We start from the raw sequence: 16,314 nt of genomic DNA on the forward strand, positions 1-16,314 counted from the left end.
GTATGTAATCAACGCTCAAAAGGCAACCATCACAATAATAATCATGACGCAAACGTATGCACAAAAGTGCGCGTATGTCAGTCATACGAGGCATATATCGCGGCGCACTGTCGAGCATCGTCGGCGGCGACGCGACATGGCACGGCCGCGACGAACAGTCATCCGATCATCCGACCGTCAATCTCATCGACGGCCCTTCCACCAGCCATCAATCATCGCCATCCACCAATCATCACCACCGTCAATCATCAACCACAGATCACCCAGAGAGATTCGAGAGATCAGCGCAGTAGTAAGGGGACACCATGGACGAAACGCATGCCATGGACGTCATTGATTTTCTGCAGTCGGCATATCGGCTCAAGCGGCGGTTCGCCATGCTGGTAAACCGCCGGATAGGCTGCGGCGCATTGCCGGCAACCAGCGCAACCAGCGCAACCGGCGCAATCAAGCCGGCCGAACCGCCGGACACCCGCCTGATGTCGGCCGCATCGGGCCGTCTCATCGGCGCGCCGGCGGACAAACGACTGTTCATCCTGTCCGGCATGGTCTACGGCGGTTCCGCATGGTCGGCCATGTTCTGCGCGGCGGCGTCCACCATGGAAGAGTCCCTTGCCAACGAATGCAATGCGTTTCTGCTGGACAGCGTCGCCACCGTCGACGAACTCGGACTGGACGCATGGCTCCGATCAATGGTCGACGACGCGCGCCAAGCCGTATTCACCGGAGTGCCGTCCTGCCGCATGCCGCTGCTGATCCGTTCGATGGGCGACGCCAAGCTCGTCCGCCAAAGCCGTGTCCGCGGCAGCATCCCATACGGCGACCGCAAGCTGCAGGGCGAGGCCATGCTCGAACACTGCGACCAGACATACCGTCTCGCCGCGCACAGTCTGCTGCAATGGGGTGGCGGCGCCCCACTGAACAACGATGTCGCATTCGCGCTGCTCGTCCGGCCCAACATCGGCGCGGCGCTGTTGCGCGAGCATCGGTCGCTGCGCGTCGGCGGCGCGATGCGCGACGTTCCGGTGCGGCGCATCGCCCGGTATCTGACTTGCCTGAACGCTCAGGCCGACCGTCAATACGCGTGGATGCGCGCCAAAAGACGCTCATTCGGCCTTCTGCCGTCGGACGTCGCCGTGCTCGACCGCCGAGCTGTCGGCTCCGGCAGGACATCGACGCCGATGTTGGAATCGGACCGGCGCTATCTGTTCGACGCGCGGCACGTGATCGCCGCATACCGCAATCTGTGGGACTCTCCGATGGGGCGGGCACTGCCCGTCGGGATGGCGAAGGCCCTGCATGCTTCCCACGACGGCAGCGCGAAACGCGACCGTGCGGGACGCGACATCGCAGGACGCGACTTCGCAGACGGCGGTCGCGCCGTAAGTTTTCGCATCGGCGGTTCCGCACAGAGCGCGGCCGTGCCGGACTTCGTGGAGACGATGCTGGCGTCGATTGGTTGCGGCGCGGATCCGCCCGACGAAAGCCTGTGGCGCAACCCGATTCACCTGCGATTGACCGCGGAATCGCTGCTGGGAGCCGCGTCGGCGGCCGATCTGACGGACGGGTTCTCCGCACGCGACCGTGATCGTTTCGAATACGGCGTCGCATGCCTCGAACGAATCGCCGCGATCGTGCGCGACGAAGGACTCGCGACGGTGCCGACGCGGCTGGCCCCGTCGATTTGCCCGCATTTCGGCGAGCTGAAACGGCTGCCGATGAGCGAGCGCGACCGACGTCTGCGTTCGCACGCGCGCGTCGAATCGGACATGGCCGCCGTCATGCTGGCGCGTCTGTCCAATCCGAACGTCGCGCGGCAGGCGGGAGCCGCGCTGATCCGCGGCGATCTGACCGCGTACGGCACCATCGTCGGTGCTTGGCGCGAACGGTTGCGCGAACAGACGCGCTGCGTCGCCTTCGCGTGATCCGGGACCGTGCTGCACGATCGCACGTCACGGCCGCTCGTCGTGACCGTAACGTGCAAACGTTCGCCGCGGCGACGAGACAACGAACGGCCGTGCGCTGCGGCCGTACCGTACGATCGTTCCCGCGGCGACGAGCGCAGTCCGGCTACTTGTGGTACGGCTCGTGCGCGTTGATCTTGAACGCGCGGTAGATTTGCTCGAGCAGAATCACGCGCATGAGCTGATGCGGGAACGTCATTTTCGAAAAGCTGAGCTTGTAGTCGGCGCGGCGCAGGATCGCGTCGTCGAGCCCGATCGACCCGCCGATCACCAGCTGGATATGGCTCACGCCACGCAATCCCAGCTGGCTGATCTCATTCGCAAGCCCCTCCGACGAAAGCATCTTGCCATCGATCGCAAGCGCAATCACATAAGCGCCGTCGCGCAGATGCTTGGCGATGCGCTCGCCCTCCCTGGCCTTGATCTGCCGCTCGACGCCCTCGCTGGCATGCTCGGGGGTCTTTTCGTCGGCGACCTCGATGATGTCGAGCCTGCAATAGCGGCCGAGCCGCTTGCTGTATTCGGCGATGGCGTCGCGCAGGTACGATTCCTTGACCTTGCCGACGGCGATGATGTCGATCTGCATGCGACGGCCCGGCTACTTCGCGATGAGCGGCAGCACCTGCTCGTCGAACGCGGTGAGCGCGGTGTCGATCACGTTGTGCATGTCGTAGTACTTGTACGTGCCCAGACGACCGCCGAACACGACCTTCGGCTCGGCCGCGGCCTTCTCGGCGTACTTCGCGTACAGCGCCTTGTCCTCGTCGGTGTTGATCGGGTAGTACGGCTCGTCGCCGCGCTCGGCGAAGCGCGAGTACTCCTCCCACACCACGGTTTTCTCGTGGTTCTGCGAGTCGTAGCGCTCCGGGTTGAAGTTCTTGAACTCGATCGCGCGGGTGTACGGCACGTCCGCGTCGGAGTAGTTCATCACCGGGCAGCCGAAGTGGTCGTCCTCGTCGTAGCGCACTTCCTTGAAGTCGACCGTGCGCCACTTGAGGTCGCCCAGCTCGTAGTCGAAGTAGCGGTCGACCGGGCCGGTGTACACGACCGGCACGCCCGCGGCGAGCAGCGCCTTCTTGTTGTACGGCTGCGACTCGTCGAAGAAGTCGGTCTTCAGCGACACCGTGATGCGCGGGTCGTCGATCATGCGCTGCATCCACGCGGTGTAGCCGTCCTTCGGCAGGCCCTCCCACGTGTCCTTGAAATAGCGGTTGTCGTAGTTGAAGCGCACCGGCAGGCGCTTGATGATGTCGGCCGGCAGGTCGGCCGGGTCGGTCTGCCACTGCTTGCCGGTGTAGTTCTTGATGAACGCCTCGTACAGCGGACGGCCGATCAGCTGGATGCCCTTGTCGTTGAGGTTCTGCGGATCGGTGCCGGCCAGCTCGCCCGCCTGCTCCTCGATGAGCTTGCGTGCCTCGTCCGGCGTGTAGGACGCGCCGAAGAACTGGTTGATCGTGCCGAGGTTGATCGGCAGCGGGTAGACCACGCCGTCGTGTGTCGCGTACACGCGGTGCACGTAGTTCGTGAACGCGGGGAGGCGGTGGGCGTAGTCCAACACGCGCTTGTTGGACGTGTGGGACAGGTGCGCGCCGTACTTGTGGATCTCCGCGCCCGTCTCCTCGTCGGAGTACGAGTACGCGTTGCCGCCGATGGGGTCGCGCACGTCGATGATGTGCACGCGCGCGCCGGCGCGTTCGACCGCCTGCTGCGCCACGGTCAGGCCGAACAGGCCCGCGCCCACGATCACCAGATCGGGATACTGCACATTTTCCGCCATACCTCACAACCTTCCATACCGGATGTTCGTTTCTTTCGCAGTCTATCGCGTGGGGGCTATCGGGCGGCTATCGGACTATCGTGCGTACGTGCGTACGGGCGTACCGCGCAGAAACGACGCGTGGCGGTTTTCGCTTGCTGACAGGACGTCAGCGAGCGAAAACCGCCACGCGGTATGAGAGGGTATGAGAGATGATCTTGCTGTATGCGGGAGTGCGTCACGCGTAGATGTTGCGCGGGCGCATGTCGGCCGGCAGACCTTCGAGCAGATGCGTGACCGAGCGCGATTCGAACACGGAGCGGATGCCCGCGGCCAGCAGCGGCGCGACGGACAGCACGGTCATGTTCGGCAGTCGCTTCGCGTCCGGCACCGGCACGGTGTTCGTCACGATGATCTCGCGCGCGCCGCAGTCGCGCAGTCGTTCCGTCGCCGGACCCGACAGCAGGCCGTGCGTGGCGACGGGCGTCACTGACGGGGCGCCGGCGTTGCGCAGCGGGCGAACCGCCTCGCAGATCGTGCCGGCGGTGTCGATCATGTCGTCGACGACGACGCGGTCGCGTCCCTTGACGTCGCCGATGATGCCGTGCGCGGTCGCATGGTTCGGACGCGTCGTGTCGCGCGTCTTGTGAATGAACGCGAGCGGCAGGTTGCCGAGCTTCGCGGCCCACTGCTCGGACACCTTGATGCGGCCGGCGTCGGGAGAGACGATCGTCGCGTGCTCCATCGGCACGTTGTTGCGCACGTAGTCGAGCAGCACCGGCATGGCGGTCAGGTGATCGACCGGGCCGTTGAAGAAGCCCTGCTCCTGCGCGGCGTGCAGGTCGATCGTCATCATGCGGTCGGCGCCGGCCGCGCGGAACAGATCGAAGATCAGGCGGGCGGTGATGGGTTCGCGGCCGAGATGCTTCTTGTCCTGACGCGAATAGCCGAGGAACGGCGCGACCACGGTGATGGAGCGGGCCGACGCGCGCTTCATCGCGTCGATCATGATCAGCTGTTCCATAATCCACTTGTTGATCGGCTCGGTATGGCACTGCAGAATGAACGCGTCCGCGCCGCGCACCGGTTCGGTGTAGCGAATGTACATCTCGCCGTTCGCGAAGTCGTAGGCCGTGGTCTCCAGCACTTCCGTTCCCAGGCATTTCGCGACCTCGTCCGCCAGTTCGGGGTATGCGCGTCCCGTGACCAACGCGAGCCGCTTATCCGGTGTGCCTTCGAGAATCGCCGACATGATCCGCCTTCCAGTTACTCCAACGGGTAAATTTAAGCCACATTCCAATATAACAATGCGTATGGAGCCGACACCCCGCGCTCGGGTCGCTGTCTGAACGTGGGGATACTCTGTACAGGTTGCCCGCAGACGCGGGCGGCGCGTATACACACTCCTGCCGCGGAACGTCCGTGGCCGAATAGTCCGAAGGAGGTGGGTGATGTCTGCGCATAAGTACGAACTGATGTTCATTGCCGATCCCGAGCTGGATGAGCGCGGTCTGAAGAAGCTGACCGAGCAGTATCTGGAACTCGTCACCAAGGAAGGTGGTTCCGTTGAGAACACCGATATTTGGGGACGCCGCAAGCTCGCTTACGAGATCGCCGGCAAGACCGAAGGCAACTACGTCGTGGTGAACTACACCTGCGAGCCGGCCGTCAGCGACGAGCTCGACCGTGTGCTGAACCTCAACGAATCCGTGATCCGTACGAAGATCCTTCGTAAGGACGCCAAGTAAGCTTTCCCTCAGCGTCATCGCTGAATCGCAAAGTAAGAAGGTAACGTCATGGCAGGCGAAACGATTATCACCGTGGTCGGCAACCTCACCGCCGACCCCGAGCTGCGTACCATCGGCTCCGGCGCGAACGTCGCGAGCTTCACGATCGCCTCGACGCCGCGCACCTGGAACCGCCAGACCAACCAGTTCGAGGATGGCCAGGCGCTGTTCATGCGCTGCTCCGCATGGCGTGATCTGGCCGATCACTGCGCCCAGACCCTTTCCAAGGGCATGCGCGTGATCGCTCAGGGCCGTTTGCAGCAGCGTTCCTATCAGGCGCAGGACGGCTCCACCCGCACCGTGGTGGAGATGCAGGTCGACGAGATCGGCCCGTCGCTGCGCTACGCCACCGCCCAGGTGAACCGCATCTCGAGCGGTCAGGGCGGATTCGCCGGCCGAGGCCAGGGCGGATTCGGCGGACAGAACGCCGGCAACAACGGTTTCGGCGGCAACGGCGGCTACTCCGGCGGCGCCGGATACGCCGGCGGCAATGCCGGCTATCAGGGTGGTGCAGGCTACTCCGGCGGCGCGTCCGCCATGCAGCAGCCCGCGGCCGCCCATCAGGCCCAGCCTCAGCCCCAGCAGCCGGCGGCCGATCCGTGGGGATCCTCCGACTCCTCGAACGGCGGTTTTTCGTCGTTCGGCGGCAGCTCCGACTTCGGTGGCTCCACCGATTTCGGCGGATCCTCCGACGAGCCCGAGTTCTGATCCGGGCCTTCCGGATCCCGCGCGCCAGCTGCCGCAAGGCGTCTGCGCTTACCGCTTACCAAGCGAACAACAACACAGTTTTTAAGGAGAACATCATGTCACGCAAGAGGCCGCAACCGCCGGTCAAGCCGTTCAAGAAGAAGCCGAACCCGCTGAAGGCTGCCAAGATCACCACGATCGACTACAAGGACGTTGCGCTGCTGCGCAAGTTCATCTCCGATCGCGGCAAGATCCGCTCCAGTCGCAGCACCGGCGTCACCGTCCAGGAGCAGCGCGAGATCTCGAAGGCGATCAAGAACGCCCGCGAGATGGCCCTGCTGCCGTACGCCACTTCCGGCCGCTGATTGAGGAGGTAAAGGAACATGGCTGATACCAAGGTTATTCTTACCGCTACCGTTGCCAACCTCGGTCACTCCGGTGACGTCGTCGAGGTCAAGGCCGGCTACGCCCGCAACTACCTGTTCCCGCAGGGCCTCGCCTTCGCGTGGACCAAGGGCGCTGCCGCTCAGGTCGAAGCGATGAAGCGCGCTCGTCTGGCCAAGGCCGTCGCCACCCGCGAAGAGGCCGTCGCCGCCAAGGAGCTCATCGAGGGCACCACCGTCGAGATCGCCGCCAAGGTTTCTGAGTCCGGCAAGCTCTTCGGTGGCATCTCCGCCGACAAGATCGCGATCGCCCTGTCCGACAAGGCCGCCGTCAACCCGAAGAACATCGAGGTTGAGCCGATCAAGACCACCGGCGACTTCCCGGCCAAGGTTGTCCTGCACCCGGAGATCACCGCGTCCTTCTTCGTGAAGGTCGTCGCCGAGTGACCCCGTTCCGGCGGACCCGTTCCGCCGGAATCATCCAGACTCCATAAAGTCTGAGCTTAAGCATTGCCCCGTCGAGCGGTTCGCCGCCCGGCGGGGCTTTTCCGTATTGCATGCGTGCTCCGATCGTCACTAATCGTCACTATGTACGCGCGATCGCGTGATGCGCGCGAACATAATGACGATAAGGCGGTCTGAACCGTCACTATGTACGCGGCATTCGTTCGATCACGCGAACATAATGACGTTGCTTCCGACTGCCGGTATCGCGCACAGCCGTAAGTGTGATGAAAATGTGAATATGCAGATCCCGTGTGGTGAGGAGTGTGGCGCGCGTGCGGGGAGTTGTCTAAAGATGGTTTTGAAAACCCTTGAAAACAAAGGCGACACGCCGTAAGTTGCGCTTGGTCTGAGATCGTGTATATTTGTCACTCGTTGCAAGGAACACTTCAACATCTAACCAATGCCCCTGTAGCTCAGTTGGTTAGAGCAGCTGACTCTTAATCAGCGTGTCCAGGGTTCGAATCCCTGCGGGGGCACAGACAAAAGCCGGAATCGAAAGGTTCCGGCCTTTTTCGTTTTGCGACCCCGACGATGGCAAACGTGGTGGTTTCGGCCGCAGAACAGGGGTTAAAGGGCTCTTCGCGTTTTGATGTGTACGGGCGTTGCCCCGGTGGTGTTGGAATCACGCTGTCGCGTGATGCTGTGTTGCCGTGGGATTGCGCGGCAGCGCAATCCCAGCATTGCGCTCACGCGCGATGAAACCGGCATTGCGCTCACGCGCAATACTGTTCCCAGCGGCGGCCCAGCCACCGCGCCGGCAAGTGTCCAACGCACTGCGATGCTGGCGGAGCCTCGGCCCCCTCGGATAGGCCGAGCCGTTAAGAAAACAGTCCAGTGGACTGTTTTTAGGCGAGGAGCGAGCGATAGCGAGCCAGTAAACAGCCAGCCGTAAGGCTGTCCGTAATTGCAGGTCGCTGTCAGCCGCAGGCTGACTGGGGGAGCGTCGCGGCGCTTATGCGCCGCCAACAAGCACAGCATCGCGCGACAGCGCGATTCCGATACCACACGCGCAACCCGCTGCACTCAACCCATGAGGGAATACGACAAGGCCAACATGCCCATAGCCAAGCAACTGCGCAGGAACATGACCCCATGGGAGAGAAAACTCTGGTACCGGTTCCTAAGCGCTTACACCCTGCGCGGGCAGCGGCAGACCCCGATCGGCCGGTACATCGTCGACTTCTACTGCGCGAAGGCCAAGCTTGTGGTCGAACTTGACGGTGGTGGACACTACACGTTGGAACAACAAGCGAGAGATGCCAAACGTACCAAGGATCTGGAGGCTGCAAGCCTGCTGGTGGTGAGGTTTGCGAACAACCAGGTGGATCGCATGTTCAATGAGGTGTGCATGGAGATCGACCGGGTGGTGGCAGCAAGAATTGCCATGCGATAAGAGGGTGTTGCGGCTCTGGTATTGGAATCGCGCTATCGCGCGATGCCGTGTTGTTGGCGGCACTGGCGTGCCGCGACGCTCCCCCAGTCAGCCTGCGGCTGACAGCGACCTGCAATTACGGACAGCCTTACGGCTGGCTGTTTACTGGCTCGCTATCGCTCGCTCCTCGCCTAAAAACAGTCCACTGGACTGTTTTCTTAACGGCTCGGCCTATCCGAGGGGGCCGAGGCTCCGCCAGCATCGCAGTGCGTTGGACACTTGCCGGCGCGGTGGCTGGGCCGCCGCTGGGAACAGTATTGCGCGTGAGCGCAAAGCCGGTTTCATCGCGCGTGAGCGAAATGCTGGGATTGCGCGTCCGCGACACACAACGGCAACACAGCCTCACGCGACAGCGTGATTGCAACACCACCCGGGCAACGCGCGTAAACATCAAAACGCGAAGCGCCCTTTAACCCCTGGGCTGCGGCCGAAACCACCACGTTTGCCATCGTCGGGGTCGCAGAACGAAACAGGCCGGAACCTTTCGATTCCGGCTTTTGTCTGTGCCCCCGCAGGGATTCGAACCCTGGACACGCTGATTAAGAGTCAGCTGCTCTAACCAACTGAGCTACAGGGGCATTGGTTAGATGTTGAAGTGTTCCTTGCAACGAGTGACAAATATACACGATCTCAGACCAAGCGCAACTTACGGCGTGTCGCCTTTGTTTTCAAGGGTTTTCAAAACCATCTTTAGACAACTCCCCGCACGCGCGCCACACTCCTCACCACACGGGATCTGCATATTCACATTTTCATCACACTTACGGCTGTGCGCGATACCGGCAGTCGGAAGCAACGTCATTATGTTCGCGTGATCGAACGAATGCCGCGTACATAGTGACGGTTCAGACCGCCTTATCGTCATTATGTTCGCGCGCATCACGCGATCGCGCGTACATAGTGACGATTAGTGACGATCGGAGCACGCATGCAATACGGAAAAGCCCCGCCGGGCGGCGAACCGCTCGACGGGGCAATGCTTAAGCTCAGACTTTATGGAGTCTGGATGATTCCGGCGGAACGGGTCCGCCGGAACGGGGTCACTCGGCGACGACCTTCACGAAGAAGGACGCGGTGATCTCCGGGTGCAGGACAACCTTGGCCGGGAAGTCGCCGGTGGTCTTGATCGGCTCAACCTCGATGTTCTTCGGGTTGACGGCGGCCTTGTCGGACAGGGCGATCGCGATCTTGTCGGCGGAGATGCCACCGAAGAGCTTGCCGGACTCAGAAACCTTGGCGGCGATCTCGACGGTGGTGCCCTCGATGAGCTCCTTGGCGGCGACGGCCTCTTCGCGGGTGGCGACGGCCTTGGCCAGACGAGCGCGCTTCATCGCTTCGACCTGAGCGGCAGCGCCCTTGGTCCACGCGAAGGCGAGGCCCTGCGGGAACAGGTAGTTGCGGGCGTAGCCGGCCTTGACCTCGACGACGTCACCGGAGTGACCGAGGTTGGCAACGGTAGCGGTAAGAATAACCTTGGTATCAGCCATGTTCCTTTACCTCCTCAATCAGCGGCCGGAAGTGGCGTACGGCAGCAGGGCCATCTCGCGGGCGTTCTTGATCGCCTTCGAGATCTCGCGCTGCTCCTGGACGGTGACGCCGGTGATGCGACGGGAGCGGATCTTGCCGCGATCGGAGATGAACTTGCGCAGCAGCGCAACGTCCTTGTAGTCGATCGTGGTGATCTTGGCAGCCTTCAGCGGGTTCGGCTTCTTCTTGAACGGCTTGACCGGCGGTTGCGGCCTCTTGCGTGACATGATGTTCTCCTTAAAAACTGTGTTGTTGTTCGCTTGGTAAGCGGTAAGCGCAGACGCCTTGCGGCAGCTGGCGCGCGGGATCCGGAAGGCCCGGATCAGAACTCGGGCTCGTCGGAGGATCCGCCGAAATCGGTGGAGCCACCGAAGTCGGAGCTGCCGCCGAACGACGAAAAACCGCCGTTCGAGGAGTCGGAGGATCCCCACGGATCGGCCGCCGGCTGCTGGGGCTGAGGCTGGGCCTGATGGGCGGCCGCGGGCTGCTGCATGGCGGACGCGCCGCCGGAGTAGCCTGCACCACCCTGATAGCCGGCATTGCCGCCGGCGTATCCGGCGCCGCCGGAGTAGCCGCCGTTGCCGCCGAAACCGTTGTTGCCGGCGTTCTGTCCGCCGAATCCGCCCTGGCCTCGGCCGGCGAATCCGCCCTGACCGCTCGAGATGCGGTTCACCTGGGCGGTGGCGTAGCGCAGCGACGGGCCGATCTCGTCGACCTGCATCTCCACCACGGTGCGGGTGGAGCCGTCCTGCGCCTGATAGGAACGCTGCTGCAAACGGCCCTGAGCGATCACGCGCATGCCCTTGGAAAGGGTCTGGGCGCAGTGATCGGCCAGATCACGCCATGCGGGGCAGCGCATGAACAGCGCCTGGCCATCCTCGAACTGGTTGGTCTGGCGGTGCCAGGTGCGCGGCGTCGAGGCGATCGGGAAGCTCGCGACGTTCGCGCCGGAGCCGATGGTACGCAGCTCGGGGTCGGCGGTGAGGTTGCCGACCACGGTGATAATCGTTTCGACTGCCATGACGTTACCTTCTTACTTTGCGATTCAGCGATGACGCTGAGGGAAAGCTTACTTGGCGTCCTTACGAAGGATCTTCGTACGGATCACGGATTCGTTGAGGTTCAGCACACGGTCGAGCTCGTCGCTGACGGCCGGCTCGCAGGTGTAGTTCACCACGACGTAGTTGCCTTCGGTCTTGCCGGCGATCTCGTAAGCGAGCTTGCGGCGTCCCCAAATATCGGTGTTCTCAACGGAACCACCTTCCTTGGTGACGAGTTCCAGATACTGCTCGGTCAGCTTCTTCAGACCGCGCTCATCCAGCTCGGGATCGGCAATGAACATCAGTTCGTACTTATGCGCAGACATCACCCACCTCCTTCGGACTATTCGGCCACGGACGTTCCGCGGCAGGAGTGTGTATACGCGCCGCCCGCGTCTGCGGGCAACCTGTACAGAGTATCCCCACGTTCAGACAGCGACCCGAGCGCGGGGTGTCGGCTCCATACGCATTGTTATATTGGAATGTGGCTTAAATTTACCCGTTGGAGTAACTGGAAGGCGGATCATGTCGGCGATTCTCGAAGGCACACCGGATAAGCGGCTCGCGTTGGTCACGGGACGCGCATACCCCGAACTGGCGGACGAGGTCGCGAAATGCCTGGGAACGGAAGTGCTGGAGACCACGGCCTACGACTTCGCGAACGGCGAGATGTACATTCGCTACACCGAACCGGTGCGCGGCGCGGACGCGTTCATTCTGCAGTGCCATACCGAGCCGATCAACAAGTGGATTATGGAACAGCTGATCATGATCGACGCGATGAAGCGCGCGTCGGCCCGCTCCATCACCGTGGTCGCGCCGTTCCTCGGCTATTCGCGTCAGGACAAGAAGCATCTCGGCCGCGAACCCATCACCGCCCGCCTGATCTTCGATCTGTTCCGCGCGGCCGGCGCCGACCGCATGATGACGATCGACCTGCACGCCGCGCAGGAGCAGGGCTTCTTCAACGGCCCGGTCGATCACCTGACCGCCATGCCGGTGCTGCTCGACTACGTGCGCAACAACGTGCCGATGGAGCACGCGACGATCGTCTCTCCCGACGCCGGCCGCATCAAGGTGTCCGAGCAGTGGGCCGCGAAGCTCGGCAACCTGCCGCTCGCGTTCATTCACAAGACGCGCGACACGACGCGTCCGAACCATGCGACCGCGCACGGCATCATCGGCGACGTCAAGGGACGCGACTGCGTCGTCGTCGACGACATGATCGACACCGCCGGCACGATCTGCGAGGCGGTGCGCACGCTGCGCAACGCCGGCGCCGCGTCAGTGACGCTCGTCGCGACGCACGGCCTGCTGTCGGGTCCGGCGACGGAACGACTGCGCGACTGCGGCGCGCGCGAGATCATCGTGACGAACACCGTGCCGGTGCCGGACGCGAAGCGACTGCCGAACATGACCGTGCTGTCCGTCGCGCCGCTGCTGGCCGCGGGCATCCGCTCCGTGTTCGAATCGCGCTCGGTCACGCATCTGCTCGAAGGTCTGCCGGCCGACATGCGCCCGCGCAACATCTACGCGTGACGCACTCCCGCATACAGCAAGATCATCTCTCATACCCTCTCATACCGCGTGGCGGTTTTCGCTCGCTGACGTCCTGTCAGCAAGCGAAAACCGCCACGCGTCGTTTCTGCGCGGTACGCCCGTACGCACGTACGCACGATAGTCCGATAGCCGCCCGATAGCCCCCACGCGATAGACTGCGAAAGAAACGAACATCCGGTATGGAAGGTTGTGAGGTATGGCGGAAAATGTGCAGTATCCGGATCTGGTGATCGTGGGCGCGGGCCTGTTCGGCCTGACCGTGGCGCAGCAGGCGGTCGAACGCGCCGGCGCGCGCGTGCACATCATCGACGTGCGCGACCACATCGGCGGCAACGCGTACTCGTACTTCGACGAGGAGACGGGCGCGGAGATCCACAAGTACGGCGCGCACCTGTTCCACACGTCCAACAAGCGCGTGTGGGACTACGTCAACCGCTTCACCGAGTTCACGAACTACGTGCACCGCGTGTACGCGACACACGACGGCGTGGTCTACCCGCTGCCGATCAACCTCGGCACGATCAACCAGTTCTTCGGCGCGTCCTACACGCCGGACGAGGCACGCAAGCTCATCGAGGAGCAGGCGGGCGAGCTGGCCGGCACCGATCCGCAGAACCTCAACGACAAGGGCATCCAGCTGATCGGCCGTCCGCTGTACGAGGCGTTCATCAAGAACTACACCGGCAAGCAGTGGCAGACCGACCCGGCCGACCTGCCGGCCGACATCATCAAGCGCCTGCCGGTGCGCTTCAACTACGACAACCGCTATTTCAAGGACACGTGGGAGGGCCTGCCGAAGGACGGCTACACCGCGTGGATGCAGCGCATGATCGACGACCCGCGCATCACGGTGTCGCTGAAGACCGACTTCTTCGACGAGTCGCAGCCGTAAAACAAGAAGGCGCGCCTCGCCGCGGGCGTGCCGGTCGTGTACACCGGCCCGGTCGACCGCTACTTCGACTACGAGCTGGGCGACCTCAAGTGGCGCACGGTCGACTTCAAGGAAGTGCGCTACGACGAGGACGACCACTTCGGCTGCCCGGTGATGAACTACTCCGACGCGGACGTGCCGTACACCCGCGCGATCGAGTTCAAGAACTTCAACCCGGAGCGCTACGNCTCGCAGAACCACGAGAAAACCGTGGTGTGGGAGGAGTACTCGCGCTTCGCCGAGCGCGGCGACGAGCCGTACTACCCGATCAACACCGACGAGGACAAGGCGCTGTACGCGAAGTACGCCGAGAAGGCCGCGGCCGAGCCGAAGGTCGTGTTCGGCGGTCGTCTGGGCACGTACAAGTACTACGACATGCACAACGTGATCGACACCGCGCTCACCGCGTTCGACGAGCAGGTGCTGCCGCTCATCGCGAAGTAGCCGGGCCGTCGCATGCAGATCGACATCATCGCCGTCGGCAAGGTCAAGGAATCGTACCTGCGCGACGCCATCGCCGAATACAGCAAGCGGCTCGGCCGCTATTGCAGGCTCGACATCATCGAGGTCGCCGACGAAAAGACCCCCGAGCATGCCAGCGAGGGCGTCGAGCGGCAGATCAAGGCCAGGGAGGGCGAGCGCATCGCCAAGCATCTGCGCGACGGCGCTTATGTGATTGCGCTTGCGATCGATGGCAAGATGCTTTCGTCGGAGGGGCTTGCGAATGAGATCAGCCAGCTGGGATTGCGTGGCGTGAGCCATATCCAGCTGGTGATCGGCGGGTCGATCGGGCTCGACGACGCGATCCTGCGCCGCGCCGACTACAAGCTCAGCTTTTCGAAAATGACGTTCCCGCATCAGCTCATGCGCGTGATTCTGCTCGAGCAAATCTACCGCGCGTTCAAGATCAACGCGCACGAGCCGTACCACAAGTAGCCGGACTGCGCTCGTCGCCGCGGGAACGATCGTACGGTACGGCCGCAGCGCACGGCCGTTCGTTGTCTCGTCGCCGCGGCGAACGTTTGCACGTTACGGTCACGACGAGCGGCCGTGACGTGCGATCGTGCAGCACGGTCCCGGATCACGCGAAGGCGACGCAGCGCGTCTGTTCGCGCAACCGTTCGCGCCAAGCACCGACGATGGTGCCGTACGCGGTCAGATCGCCGCGGATCAGCGCGGCTCCCGCCTGCCGCGCGACGTTCGGATTGGACAGACGCGCCAGCATGACGGCGGCCATGTCCGATTCGACGCGCGCGTGCGAACGCAGACGTCGGTCGCGCTCGCTCATCGGCAGCCGTTTCAGCTCGCCGAAATGCGGGCAAATCGACGGGGCCAGCCGCGTCGGCACCGTCGCGAGTCCTTCGTCGCGCACGATCGCGGCGATTCGTTCGAGGCATGCGACGCCGTATTCGAAACGATCACGGTCGCGTGCGGAGAACCCGTCCGTCAGATCGGCCGCCGACGCGGCTCCCAGCAGCGATTCCGCGGTCAATCGCAGGTGAATCGGGTTGCGCCACAGGCTTTCGTCGGGCGGATCCGCGCCGCAACCAATCGACGCCAGCATCGTCTCCACGAAGTCCGGCACGGCCGCGCTCTGTGCGGAACCGCCGATGCGAAAACTTACGGCGCGACCGCCGTCTGCGAAGTCGCGTCCTGCGATGTCGCGTCCCGCACGGTCGCGTTTCGCGCTGCCGTCGTGGGAAGCATGCAGGGCCTTCGCCATCCCGACGGGCAGTGCCCGCCCCATCGGAGAGTCCCACAGATTGCGGTATGCGGCGATCACGTGCCGCGCGTCGAACAGATAGCGCCGGTCCGATTCCAACATCGGCGTCGATGTCCTGCCGGAGCCGACAGCTCGGCGGTCGAGCACGGCGACGTCCGACGGCAGAAGGCCGAATGAGCGTCTTTTGGCGCGCATCCACGCGTATTGACGGTCGGCCTGAGCGTTCAGGCAAGTCAGATACCGGGCGATGCGCCGCACCGGAACGTCGCGCATCGCGCCGCCGACGCGCAGCGACCGATGCTCGCGCAACAGCGCCGCGCCGATGTTGGGCCGGACGAGCAGCGCGAATGCGACATCGTTGTTCAGTGGGGCGCCGCCACCCCATTGCAGCAGACTGTGCGCGGCGAGACGGTATGTCTGGTCGCAGTGTTCGAGCATGGCCTCGCCCTGCAGCTTGCGGTCGCCGTATGGGATGCTGCCGCGGACACGGCTTTGGCGGACGAGCTTGGCGTCGCCCATCGAACGGATCAGCAGCGGCATGCGGCAGGACGGCACTCCGGTGAATACGGCTTGGCGCGCGTCGTCGACCATTGATCGGAGCCATGCGTCCAGTCCGAGTTCGTCGACGGTGGCGACGCTGTCCAGCAGAAACGCATTGCATTCGTTGGCAAGGGACTCTTCCATGGTGGACGCCGCCGCGCAGAACATGGCCGACCATGCGGAACCGCCGTAGACCATGCCGGACAGGATGAACAGTCGTTTGTCCGCCGGCGCGCCGATGAGACGGCCCGATGCGGCCGACATCAGGCGGGTGTCCGGCGGTTCGGCCGGCTTGATTGCGCCGGTTGCGCTGGTTGCGCTGGTTGCCGGCAATGCGCCGCAGCCTATCCGGCGGTTTACCAGCATGGCGAACCGCCGCTTGAGCCGATATGCCGACTGCAGAAAATCAATGACGTCCATGGCATGCGTTTCGTCCATGGTGTCCCCTTACTACTGCGCTGATCTCTCGAATCTCTC

Annotated in this window: 16 protein-coding genes, 2 tRNA genes and 1 pseudogene; 10 read left to right on the forward strand and 9 right to left on the reverse strand. The window is 63.4% G+C overall.

Annotated elements, in window-relative coordinates; translation table 11 throughout:
• Window positions 1-305 precede the first annotated feature (305 nt).
• Entirely contained in the window at window positions 306-1,925 is a 1,620-nt protein-coding gene (locus KIH79_RS07215) for a hypothetical protein (RefSeq protein WP_219058801.1), read from the forward strand.
• Between the two features lie 145 nt (window positions 1,926-2,070).
• Here the strand turns inward: KIH79_RS07215 and rlmH (KIH79_RS07220) are convergent, their stop codons facing one another.
• The 3 genes from rlmH (KIH79_RS07220) to KIH79_RS07230 all read right to left on the reverse strand — a co-directional run bounded on the left by rlmH (KIH79_RS07220) (window position 2,071) and on the right by KIH79_RS07230 (window position 4,972).
• Entirely contained in the window at window positions 2,071-2,550 is a 480-nt protein-coding gene (rlmH, locus tag KIH79_RS07220; RefSeq protein WP_219058802.1) for a 23S rRNA (pseudouridine(1915)-N(3))-methyltransferase RlmH, read from the reverse strand.
• A 12-nt stretch (window positions 2,551-2,562) separates the two neighbouring features.
• Window positions 2,563-3,741 (reverse strand): UDP-galactopyranose mutase, encoded by a 1,179-nt coding sequence (gene glf, locus KIH79_RS07225; RefSeq protein WP_219058803.1) that lies wholly within the window; start codon window positions 3,739-3,741, stop codon window positions 2,563-2,565.
• A 217-nt stretch (window positions 3,742-3,958) separates the two neighbouring features.
• Window positions 3,959-4,972: a ribose-phosphate diphosphokinase gene (locus KIH79_RS07230; RefSeq protein WP_219058804.1), complete on the reverse strand. Its 1,014-nt coding sequence runs from the start codon at window positions 4,970-4,972 to the stop codon at window positions 3,959-3,961.
• 199 nt (window positions 4,973-5,171) lie between these two features.
• Here KIH79_RS07230 and rpsF (KIH79_RS07235) point away from each other — a divergent pair, with 199 nt between their 5' ends.
• The 6 genes from rpsF (KIH79_RS07235) (at window position 5,172) to KIH79_RS07260 (ending at window position 8,477) form a co-directional block, all read left to right on the forward strand.
• Window positions 5,172-5,468 (forward strand): 30S ribosomal protein S6, encoded by a 297-nt coding sequence (rpsF, locus tag KIH79_RS07235; protein WP_033496384.1) that lies wholly within the window; start codon window positions 5,172-5,174, stop codon window positions 5,466-5,468.
• A gap of 48 nt (window positions 5,469-5,516) precedes the next feature.
• Entirely contained in the window at window positions 5,517-6,215 is a 699-nt protein-coding gene (locus tag KIH79_RS07240) for a single-stranded DNA-binding protein (protein ID WP_219058805.1), read from the forward strand.
• Window positions 6,216-6,310: 95 nt separating this feature from the next.
• Complete coding sequence (gene rpsR, locus KIH79_RS07245; protein WP_219058806.1) at window positions 6,311-6,559, forward strand: 30S ribosomal protein S18; 249 nt, start codon at window positions 6,311-6,313, stop codon at window positions 6,557-6,559.
• Window positions 6,560-6,577: 18 nt separating this feature from the next.
• Entirely contained in the window at window positions 6,578-7,024 is a 447-nt protein-coding gene (gene rplI, locus KIH79_RS07250; RefSeq protein ID WP_219058807.1) for a 50S ribosomal protein L9, read from the forward strand.
• Window positions 7,025-7,486: 462 nt separating this feature from the next.
• Window positions 7,487-7,560 (forward strand) — tRNA-Lys (locus KIH79_RS07255).
• A 554-nt stretch (window positions 7,561-8,114) separates the two neighbouring features.
• Window positions 8,115-8,477, forward strand: coding sequence for an endonuclease domain-containing protein (locus tag KIH79_RS07260; protein ID WP_219058808.1), 363 nt, complete (start codon window positions 8,115-8,117; stop codon window positions 8,475-8,477).
• A 543-nt stretch (window positions 8,478-9,020) separates the two neighbouring features.
• Here the strand turns inward: KIH79_RS07260 and KIH79_RS07265 are convergent.
• From KIH79_RS07265 to rpsF (KIH79_RS07285), 5 genes are all read right to left on the reverse strand, one after another.
• A tRNA-Lys gene (locus tag KIH79_RS07265) sits at window positions 9,021-9,094 on the reverse strand.
• 462 nt (window positions 9,095-9,556) lie between these two features.
• Window positions 9,557-10,003 (reverse strand): 50S ribosomal protein L9, encoded by a 447-nt coding sequence (gene rplI / locus KIH79_RS07270; RefSeq protein WP_219058807.1) that lies wholly within the window; start codon window positions 10,001-10,003, stop codon window positions 9,557-9,559.
• A gap of 18 nt (window positions 10,004-10,021) precedes the next feature.
• The gene (gene rpsR, locus KIH79_RS07275) at window positions 10,022-10,270 is read right to left on the reverse strand and encodes a 30S ribosomal protein S18 (protein WP_033496388.1); all 249 of its coding nucleotides are present in this window, start codon (window positions 10,268-10,270) and stop codon (window positions 10,022-10,024) included.
• Window positions 10,271-10,365: 95 nt separating this feature from the next.
• Window positions 10,366-11,064, reverse strand: coding sequence for a single-stranded DNA-binding protein (locus tag KIH79_RS07280; RefSeq protein WP_219058809.1), 699 nt, complete (start codon window positions 11,062-11,064; stop codon window positions 10,366-10,368).
• 48 nt (window positions 11,065-11,112) lie between these two features.
• On the reverse strand, window positions 11,113-11,409 hold the full coding sequence (gene rpsF / locus KIH79_RS07285; RefSeq protein ID WP_033496384.1) for a 30S ribosomal protein S6: 297 nt from the start codon (window positions 11,407-11,409) through the stop codon (window positions 11,113-11,115).
• 199 nt (window positions 11,410-11,608) lie between these two features.
• Here rpsF (KIH79_RS07285) and KIH79_RS07290 point away from each other — a divergent pair, with 199 nt between their 5' ends.
• From KIH79_RS07290 to rlmH (KIH79_RS07300), 3 genes and pseudogenes are all read left to right on the forward strand, one after another.
• A complete protein-coding gene (locus KIH79_RS07290; protein ID WP_219058810.1) occupies window positions 11,609-12,622 on the forward strand; it encodes a ribose-phosphate diphosphokinase in 1,014 nt (337 codons plus the stop codon).
• A gap of 217 nt (window positions 12,623-12,839) precedes the next feature.
• A pseudogene (gene glf / locus KIH79_RS07295) lies at window positions 12,840-14,018 on the forward strand (UDP-galactopyranose mutase).
• Window positions 14,019-14,030: 12 nt separating this feature from the next.
• Complete coding sequence (gene rlmH / locus KIH79_RS07300) at window positions 14,031-14,510, forward strand: 23S rRNA (pseudouridine(1915)-N(3))-methyltransferase RlmH (protein ID WP_219058802.1); 480 nt, start codon at window positions 14,031-14,033, stop codon at window positions 14,508-14,510.
• Between the two features lie 145 nt (window positions 14,511-14,655).
• On the opposite strand, the gene KIH79_RS07305 is transcribed toward rlmH (KIH79_RS07300), so the two are convergent.
• Entirely contained in the window at window positions 14,656-16,275 is a 1,620-nt protein-coding gene (locus KIH79_RS07305) for a hypothetical protein (RefSeq protein ID WP_219058801.1), read from the reverse strand.
• Window positions 16,276-16,314: the final 39 nt, after the last annotated feature.

Origin of the sequence: Bifidobacterium miconis (genome assembly GCF_019331735.1) — a bacterium.
GTDB lineage: Bacteria > Actinomycetota > Actinomycetes > Actinomycetales > Bifidobacteriaceae > Bifidobacterium > Bifidobacterium miconis.

Coding starts and splice junctions, on each gene's coding strand:
- rpsF (WP_033496384.1), bottom strand. CDS start 11,409: ATGTCTGCGCATAAGTACGAACTGATGTTCATTGCCGATCCCGAGCTG.
- KIH79_RS07305 (WP_219058801.1), bottom strand. CDS start 16,275: ATGGACGAAACGCATGCCATGGACGTCATTGATTTTCTGCAGTCGGCA.
- rlmH (WP_219058802.1), bottom strand. CDS start 2,550: ATGCAGATCGACATCATCGCCGTCGGCAAGGTCAAGGAATCGTACCTG.
- KIH79_RS07280 (WP_219058809.1), bottom strand. CDS start 11,064: ATGGCAGTCGAAACGATTATCACCGTGGTCGGCAACCTCACCGCCGAC.
- KIH79_RS07230 (WP_219058804.1), bottom strand. CDS start 4,972: ATGTCGGCGATTCTCGAAGGCACACCGGATAAGCGGCTCGCGTTGGTC.
- rplI (WP_219058807.1), top strand. CDS start 6,578: ATGGCTGATACCAAGGTTATTCTTACCGCTACCGTTGCCAACCTCGGT.
- rpsR (WP_219058806.1), top strand. CDS start 6,311: ATGTCACGCAAGAGGCCGCAACCGCCGGTCAAGCCGTTCAAGAAGAAG.
- rlmH (WP_219058802.1), top strand. CDS start 14,031: ATGCAGATCGACATCATCGCCGTCGGCAAGGTCAAGGAATCGTACCTG.
- KIH79_RS07215 (WP_219058801.1), top strand. CDS start 306: ATGGACGAAACGCATGCCATGGACGTCATTGATTTTCTGCAGTCGGCA.
- KIH79_RS07240 (WP_219058805.1), top strand. CDS start 5,517: ATGGCAGGCGAAACGATTATCACCGTGGTCGGCAACCTCACCGCCGAC.
- rplI (WP_219058807.1), bottom strand. CDS start 10,003: ATGGCTGATACCAAGGTTATTCTTACCGCTACCGTTGCCAACCTCGGT.
- KIH79_RS07260 (WP_219058808.1), top strand. CDS start 8,115: ATGAGGGAATACGACAAGGCCAACATGCCCATAGCCAAGCAACTGCGC.
- rpsF (WP_033496384.1), top strand. CDS start 5,172: ATGTCTGCGCATAAGTACGAACTGATGTTCATTGCCGATCCCGAGCTG.
- KIH79_RS07290 (WP_219058810.1), top strand. CDS start 11,609: ATGTCGGCGATTCTCGAAGGCACACCGGATAAGCGGCTCGCGTTGGTC.
- rpsR (WP_033496388.1), bottom strand. CDS start 10,270: ATGTCACGCAAGAGGCCGCAACCGCCGGTCAAGCCGTTCAAGAAGAAG.
- glf (WP_219058803.1), bottom strand. CDS start 3,741: ATGGCGGAAAATGTGCAGTATCCCGATCTGGTGATCGTGGGCGCGGGC.